We start from the raw sequence: 8274 nt of genomic DNA on the forward strand, positions 1-8274 counted from the left end.
ACCCCTGCACCATGGACTATCACATCAATGAATTCCCGTGGGAAGACGTTATGCACCGTGCCGTTCGTCAAGGCTACCGCTCACACCAGACAAGCACCTGCGGCTTGCATCTCCATGTGAATCGTAACACCTTTTCGGACAACCAGGAAGAACAGGACGAGGTGATTTCAAGAATCCTGTATTTCGTGGAACATCACTGGAACGAGCTTTTGAAGTTTTCCCGCCGTTCGGAATATGCCATGAACCGTTGGGCAGCAAGATATGGTTACGAGCATACACCGAAGGCAATCATGGACAAGGCAAAAAAGGGGGGAAACGGTCGATATGCAGCTGTGAACCTTTGCAACTACCACACAGTGGAGTTCAGACTTTTCAGAGGCACTTTGAAGTACAACACGTTCATTGCCACCATTCAGCTGGTCAACCGTATCTGTGATGCCGCTAAGTACAACACCGATGACAGCATTTCGAAATTGTCGTGGTCTGACTTTGTGGCTGATGTAACAGAACCAGAATTGATACAGTACTTGAAAGAGCGTCAGTTGTACATCAACGACAGAGTGGAAGAAACGGAGGAATATTGATATGTGTGCATTATTTGGATGGCTGGACTATAAGGGCATTGTGTCGGACAGGCTGTTGAAAAAACTAACACAGGCTCTGGCAAATGCGGCGGAAGAACGAGGAACGGATGCGTCTGGTATTGCCTATGTGAAAAGCGGTAAGGTCACTATCTACAAAAGACCAAAGCCTGCCCACAAGATTCATTTTAATGCACCTAACGGCACAAAAGCGGTTATGGGACATACTCGCATGACCACACAGGGTAACGAGAAGTTCAACTACAACAATCACCCGTTCTATGGTCATGCCGATGTGGACTTTGCTTTTGCCCATAACGGTGTGCTGTACAACGACAAGGAACTCAGAACAGAAAAGCATCTGCCGCAAACGCAGATCGAAACTGACAGTTATGTTGCAGTGCAGTTATTGGAAAAGCAAGGAAAACTAAACTTTGACTCGCTCAAGAGCATGGCGGAATCTGTGCAGGGCAGTTTCTGCTTTACCGCTCTGGACGAAAACAACACGCTCTACATCGTCAAGGGCAGCAATCCCATGTGCCTGCTCCACTTTGCAGAGCTTGGGCTTTACATTTATGCCTCAACGGAAAGCATTCTGAAAAAGGCATTGCAGAAAGCCGGTTTCCACAAGTATCCGTTTGAAGTGTTGAATGTAGAAGAAGGTACGATCTTGAAGATTGACCGCTATGGTTTTCTGACCTGCTCTACCTTTGAGGTACAGGAAAATTTCCGGTTCGGCAAGTGGACTGACTGGTATGACGAGTTGGAGGAGGAGTATTACACCCAGCAGGAAGAATTGCTGTTGGAGATGTGCAATTGCTACGGTGTGACAGAAGAGGATGTTCTCTTGCTGTTGGACTACGGCTACTCTGCCGATGAGATCGAGGAAATGCTGTGTGACAGCAACTTGCTTTTGGAGACGCTTTGTGCAGTTCGGTGCGAAGAGGAGTTCTGCTGCGAATAAACACAAAAAGAAACTGCCTTCCTCTTGGAAAAGTAGTTTCTTTTTTCGATTGCGACAATGTTGACTTGCTTTTTGTTCCACGTTCCAGGTAGTTTGCAAGGTCAACAACATTTTTTGTTCTCGAAGTTTTCGATCGCCTGGAACATGGAACACCACATCCAACTCACACCACAAAATTATTTTTATTTCTCTTTCTATATAGAGAGTCAAATGAAAAAATATTTGCACAAAAATATTTTCGGCGAAATTGCAATGCTTTTTTACAAGAAATAGGCGATACAGATCCACTCTATTGTTTCTGTAAATTCACGCAATTCATTTGATAAATGATTTGGAAGTTTATCTCCAATGTAATCCCACAACAACTCCCGCAATGTAAAAAGTCTTATTTTAGCTTTGCTCAGTTCTTCACAATTTAATCGGTACCTGCATCCCTTTTCTTGTTCACACTCTGATATCTCACACCATATATGGTTCAAGTCTGTCCTCTCTTTACAGGTATTAGCACTATGGTATACGATACTTCTAACCATTCCTTCCTCATAAAATTTTAGATGCATCAAATCAGTCTGATCTGATGTGTGGTAGCAGATCAAACGTCTGATATATTCCTCTTTCCAATCTCTTTTTTTCTCTTTTTTGCTTGCTTTTTCAAAAGTCTGCGCTTTTGTTCTAAACAAGTACTTCAGATTTTCTTCGATATCTTTTAGTGTTCTGGCATTATGAATGGTCCTTATTCCTGTTTCTATGTTGTATAAAACTGTATTCATGCGCTGCATAAGAGATTCATTCTTTTTATCCACATCATTCCGATACAGATTGTATTGAACGTCAGGCCTATAAACCACATGACACAATTCTATACTGGTTTTTTTCTCACATTCTATGATTTTTTTCGCTTCTAAAGGCAAAAACGTTTTAAAAAGTTCCACATTTTCCTGAATCAAGAGGCGTCGATAACGAACATACAGAAATCTGACCCATTTTTTAAAATCGTCTATGTGTATTGAATTATGAAGTTGTGGACATCCAAAAGGCACACAATTTGTTTCCATAAAAAAAGTTAAAACAGAAGAAAATAGATCTTCCAGACACTTCTTTTGACAGGTAACTATACTTTCTTTTCTTTTTAGCTTAATTCTTAGAAAAGAAAAATCGATTCCAGTGAGAGAAAAGAACATTGTAACACATCTGTTTGAAAATGCACTCTCTGAGTCGACGCCTTCACCATTTTTTAGTTTATATGGTTTCCTTTTTTCCGGATACAGATAGTAACGGCATTTGTCCAGATAAAAGTTTTTCGTTTTTTGAGTTAAATGCGGTGCATTCGTGTGATTTTCTATAGCTTTTCGGCTTTTTTTCTTATAATTACGAAATGCCGGGTTATCTTCTAAAAACAGCTCTCCGGTATCTGGATCTGTCTTTCCAACAGTAGTAACAAATTGACTAAAAACATATTCTGATTCTTTTAAGAAAAAATAGAAATTAATTGCGGTTTCAAAATCATTGTCGAACATTTGAGATCCTCTTTTCGAATTCTTAGTATCACTTTATAGAATATCAGTGACAAAATCCATCTTTATTATATCATACTTCCCCATAAAAAGAAAGTATAATTTCATGCCATAACCACAAATCAAAATAAGATTTCTACATGCAAAAAAGTGCTGTTCATCATAATTTTTCTGTATATTTTATTTTTGGAGAAAAACTTTTTTCTAAACTTGTTACGTTGAACAGTAAAAAATCAATTTTTATATATTAGCTCATTGTTAACTTGTTAAAAGTATGGTATAATAAAAGCAGGCAAAAAGCCGTATTCACAACGCCACCACTGGCAAGTGAAAATAATTCTAGGAGGAATGCAAATTGAATGAATTGCAGAACAACAACATCACTATCCTAAAAGGCAAACAGTTGAAAATCTATGAGGCGCAGATATCGGATTATATATGCAGTACGCATCACTTTATGATCTATGAAGGCGATCTTTATGTGCGCAATGGATGCCAGGATGTAAAGGTTGACAAAAACGAATTTTACAACTGGATATATCAACTAGCGGCTCAGGATGGGGTAACATTGACGTTTTCCAACTGCGCTGATGTTATGAAGGAGGTGATGCTTCGAAGTCTAAAATTTAACGGAATCCCAAACGGAGAGGAGTATACTGTTTTCAGAAACTGCTGCGTTTCCAATCTGACTGGTCAAATCGTTAGCCTGCCAGATGATTATTTCTCCACAATTTGCGTAGAGGCAAACTATGTGACAGATCCAGTGTTGAATCACCCAGCTGCAGATCAGTTCCTGTATACCATTAGCGGTGGTGACCCAGTGTTGATTGATCTGCACTGGAAATATTGGGGATACTGTCTCTCTTCAGATGCTCATGCAAAAGCCCTTTTCTTTCTATATGGACCTTCTGGCAACAATGGAAAATCTACAGAGCTGAATCTGCAAAAAAACCTTCTGTCAAAAGGAAGTGTAGACTTTATGCCCATTAGAACGCTCTTATCAGAGTTTGGCAAAGCACGTCTGCGTAATATCAGAATGGAAATCTCAGCAGATGAAGGCGAATTAGACCTGGGCGCAAGAGATATTGGTTATCTGAAAACCTTTTCAGGACATGATGATTTGACAGCAAATGTCAAGTTCAAAGAATTTGTATCCTTTCCCTGTACCAGCAAAATCGTAATTTCCAGCAACAACAATATCGGTATGGCGTATTCCAATATCGATCCGGCTTTTGCAAGAAGAATTGTTACAATTCCTTATCCGGTTTCCATTCTAAAGGAACAGCAAGATCCATATATTCTGGAAAAGCTGCTGGCAGAGAAAGATGCCATCGCTACAGAGGCATTTCGCAGTTATCTGGCACTCAGAGAAAACAACTATAAATTCCCAAACTGTACTGCATATACAATGCAGTCGTCACTGTTTGTACCACTGAACAGCGCCTACAATGCAATCCAAGTTTTCAGCTGTACAAACTGTGACTTTTCCGATCCGGATGCTTTTACAAGTACCTTTGACTTGTATATGGCATTCTGCGCTGTATATGGCAGCGTATTTCAAGATATCACAAGCTTTTCCCAGGAATTTTACCGTGTCAACGTAGAAAAACTGGAAAAGACCAGAAAACGAATTGGCGGACAGAACAACCGTGGTTTTTACGGCGTTAAGCTTCATGCGTAACGCCGCAGCAATAAAGGAGGAAAAATTATGTCTATTATGATTTACCCAGAAAAAATGGACCCGGCAGTTGTCTCTGCTCATGCGGCAGAGATTGCAAATGTGAAGAATCCAATGCTTGCGTCCCTCTGCCTGATAACAGGCTCTACGCTTGGCGGTTCTAAGGAATATCTGACTTCGATCATCAATGCGAAAGATGTGGACAAGCTGGAATACGGTGAATCCTTGTGTGTCTTCTCACCGACTGGCTCAGGCAAGACAAAAGCGATGGAATTGATCATAGCCGCCTTATCCTCGGATTCACATCTCATTGTCCTGGCAAACCGCTGCATATGCAAAACACAGGTGCTCAAGGATTTGATCAAATGCCCGAATATTCCGGGAGCCTTGATCGAAAAAATAAAGGTCAATGATAATGTGGAAGTCATGACATACCAGGAATTTGCAAGAAAAAAGCATAAGTACCAAGGAAAAAAGCTGGTTTTGATCTGTGACGAATGCCACTGTTTTGCGGAAGATGCAACGTTTTCTCTTTATCCACAGCATGTGGTGAATTTTCTCAATGGCAACCTCGACAATACGAAACGAATCTATATTACAGCAACGCCAAGTGATGTTCTTCCTATTCTATGGGACATTGAGAATTTGTCCGATAAGCCTCTCTGTCAGTTTGACCCTGACAATATACAGCATTTTCTACGAGTAACACCAGATGCAGACTGCACCAGAATCAAACATACCTACATCATGCAGTCGGACTGGACTTATCTGAAATTTGCAGTATACTACCCAGCCAAACGTAAGGAATTGGCTGAATACATTCAGAAATTCTGCGCCCAAGGAAAAAAGGCACTGATTTACATCAACGACATGGAAGCTGGCGCAGAGATGCAAGAGCTGCTGGGAGACAGTCAGCGTATCTATTCCAGTGATGACAAGAAGGATGAGATCCAAAAGATTGCTTTGCAGGAAGGTTTCGATGCGAGTGCACTGGTGACAACAAAGGTAGCGGAAAATGGCTGGTCAATTCATGATGACAACCTGTCTCTTATTGTAGCGGAAACTTGTGATATGGTCGAGTTACAACAGATCATAGGCCGTGCAAGAGTTGGCCGCAAAAAGCCACGTGAAATTCAGGTGCTTATCCCGGACTATGACCTTAGTCTTCTGGGAAATATGGAGGGTAAGCTTTATATGCAGCTGTCTGCATTCCAAAAGGCAGCAGATAATCCGGACTTTGCCCTGCAGTATCTGAACCAGCCTAACCCATATGTTTGCTATGATGCGATCTTAAAAAAGCCTCTGGTGAACCGCATTGGTCTTCAGCAGCTGCGAACCCAACTGAATCACATAAGAGCCTTGAAGACAGAAGAGCAAAAAAATTCCCATGCCTTTGTACGCAAGGTATTGGAGACTTACGGAAAGCCAACCGAAGGCATGGAAGAATTATTCCTGGATTACGATATCACAAAGGCTTGTCAGCAGCGCATCGTATCAGCCTGGGGCAAATATAAGTCCAGCAACTGTGATCCGGATGCTTTGAAGGCCCTCAAGGAGGAACTGAAAGCCGCCTGCAATGAAACTGGCGCTTATCCGAAGGAATTGAAATCCAATATCCAGATCGACACTGTGAATGATATCCTCTTATTTGCAGGCATTCATGAAATCGTATCTCCTGAGATCAGACGCTTTGAGATCACAGACAGAAGCTCTTCAGCACTGTCTGCTGATGTGTAAATATCACCCAAAACAAACATATATTATTGCCGTGAGGAGGGACAAACAATGGCTATGAAAACGAAAAAGCGCATTCCGCTCCAGAAGACCATCTGGTGCAAGATTCGCTACTGGCAGCTGCTTCATGATCTGACTGACGATGAACTGGCAATGTATCTGAACTGTTCCACGAGAACGCTCCAGAACTACGATCATGATGCCAAAAACCTTACATTAAAGACAGTGGACACGTTCCTCTGCGTGAACGAGTTGACACTGGAAGAATTAATGACCGCATAACACATAACGCAGACGATACCTTAAATGCGAGGTACCGTCTGCTCTTTTTTTGAAAAGGAGCAATCAGAATGAAAAAGAAGTTCAACATCAAGCAAACAGACAGCGGCAATTTCTATACCTGGGTATCTGAAGGAAGTGGAAAATACCGCAAAAAGAGCAAGATCACAGGCAGTACGCCAAATGAAGTCATTATCAAGGCTACGAAGTGGCTCAAACACATTGACGAAGAAAAGAACACACCATGCACAGTAAAGCAGGCAATGCTGCAATTTATTGACAGCCGAAGCCGTGTGCTTGAACCGACTACGATCTGCAACTACAGAGAACTTGTCCGCAATAAGTTACAGTACATCATGGACATCAATATCGAAGAACTCACGGCAAAGGATATCCAAATCGCAATCAATCTGGATGCACACCGTCTCAGTCATAAATCCATCAAGAATGCTTATGGATTCCTGAAAAGCGTTTTGATTGCAAATGACATTGATATCAAGCTGGGCAGCATCAGATTACCGAAAAAAGAGGTTCGAGAACGTAAGCTTCCGACAGCGCCCGAAATCTACAAGATCGTCAAGGGCACGGACAGTGAATTGCCTGTTCTGCTTGCAATGTGGTTGTCACTGCGCATCGGCGAAGTAGCTGGGCTACAATTCAGAGATGTCGATGCCAAAACAATGCGTCTGTATGTGCGCCGTGAGATCGTAAAAGTTGATTCCGGCTGGGCAGAAGTGAACCACTGCAAAACAGAGAAAAGTGTGCGCTGTGTAAATCTTCCCATACATATCTACAACTTAATTCAGGCAATCCCACACCAAAAAGAGACAGACCACATTATTTCGGTCAAACCCAATACCATCCGAAAGCGATTCAAGCGACTGCTCCGAGACAACGGTATTGAGGATATTCGCTTTCATGATTGCAGACATATCTTTGCAAGTACGGCTGCCATGCTGAATGTACCAGAGAAATATGCCATGGAAATGGGCGGCTGGAGTACACCGGATGTATACAAAAACGTATACCAGGAAACCTTTGACAGCGAGCGCAACAAGGCAGACGGCATCATAGACGATTACTTCAACAAGGTCGTAATCGACAAGAACGATTGAAAAATGACAGAAGCCACAAGAATGCAAGGGGCTTTTCGAAGTCCCTTGTTTTTTTCAGTTGGCACTTTTCGTTGGCACATACCCGAAAAAGTTGGCATTTTTAAGAAAAATCCATCTTCCGCCGGAAATATCAGAGCACAAAAAAACGGCTTAAATGCGTCAAATTTCGCATCTAAGCCGTTTTACATATGGTCGAGGTGACAGGACTCGAACCTGCGGCATCTTGGTCCCAAACCAAGCACTCTACCAAACTGAGCTACACCTCGAAACTGCCGTTATCTGTTTTATCAGATAACGAACAATTTTATTATATCACAGATTCCCGATTTTGTCAAGTCTTTTTTCAACAAGCAACAAAAAAGTCCTCAAAATCGCCTTATGGCAATACCGCACAAAGATTGTGCGACAG

General features: G+C 41.8%; 7 protein-coding genes and 1 tRNA gene. 6 read left to right on the forward strand and 2 right to left on the reverse strand.

Features of this window, described 5'->3' with window-relative positions; genetic code table 11:
- Together RUMCAL_RS12120 and RUMCAL_RS12125 are read left to right on the forward strand one after the other, a co-directional pair.
- A partial coding sequence (locus RUMCAL_RS12120; protein WP_021683226.1) for an amidoligase family protein occupies nt 1-584 on the forward strand: 584 nt, incomplete at its 5' end.
- A gap of 1 nt (nt 585) precedes the next feature.
- Complete coding sequence (locus tag RUMCAL_RS12125; RefSeq protein ID WP_021683227.1) at nt 586-1545, forward strand: class II glutamine amidotransferase; 960 nt, start codon at nt 586-588, stop codon at nt 1543-1545.
- Nucleotides 1546-1805: 260 nt separating this feature from the next.
- Here RUMCAL_RS12125 and RUMCAL_RS12135 read toward each other — a convergent pair whose 3' ends face one another.
- Nucleotides 1806-3062, reverse strand: a complete 1257-nt coding sequence (locus tag RUMCAL_RS12135) for a hypothetical protein (protein ID WP_021683229.1) — start codon at nt 3060-3062, stop codon at nt 1806-1808.
- A 352-nt stretch (nt 3063-3414) separates the two neighbouring features.
- On the opposite strand from RUMCAL_RS12135, the gene RUMCAL_RS12140 reads away from it, so the two are divergent.
- The 4 genes from RUMCAL_RS12140 (at nt 3415) to RUMCAL_RS12155 (ending at nt 7865) form a co-directional block, all read left to right on the forward strand.
- Nucleotides 3415-4740, forward strand: coding sequence for a DUF5906 domain-containing protein (locus RUMCAL_RS12140; RefSeq protein WP_021683230.1), 1326 nt, complete (start codon nt 3415-3417; stop codon nt 4738-4740).
- 27 nt (nt 4741-4767) lie between these two features.
- Nucleotides 4768-6474, forward strand: a complete 1707-nt coding sequence (locus tag RUMCAL_RS12145) for a DEAD/DEAH box helicase (RefSeq protein WP_021683231.1) — start codon at nt 4768-4770, stop codon at nt 6472-6474.
- A 48-nt stretch (nt 6475-6522) separates the two neighbouring features.
- A complete protein-coding gene (locus RUMCAL_RS12150; protein ID WP_021683232.1) occupies nt 6523-6753 on the forward strand; it encodes a hypothetical protein in 231 nt (76 codons plus the stop codon).
- 68 nt (nt 6754-6821) lie between these two features.
- Nucleotides 6822-7865: a site-specific integrase gene (locus RUMCAL_RS12155; RefSeq protein WP_021683233.1), complete on the forward strand. Its 1044-nt coding sequence runs from the start codon at nt 6822-6824 to the stop codon at nt 7863-7865.
- A 189-nt stretch (nt 7866-8054) separates the two neighbouring features.
- Here RUMCAL_RS12155 and RUMCAL_RS12160 read toward each other — a convergent pair.
- Nucleotides 8055-8131 (reverse strand) — tRNA-Pro (locus tag RUMCAL_RS12160).
- Between the last annotated feature and the right edge of the window lie 143 nt (nt 8132-8274).

This window comes from Ruminococcus callidus ATCC 27760 (assembly GCF_000468015.1).
Taxonomy (GTDB): Bacteria; Bacillota; Clostridia; order Oscillospirales; family Ruminococcaceae; genus Ruminococcus_C; species Ruminococcus_C callidus.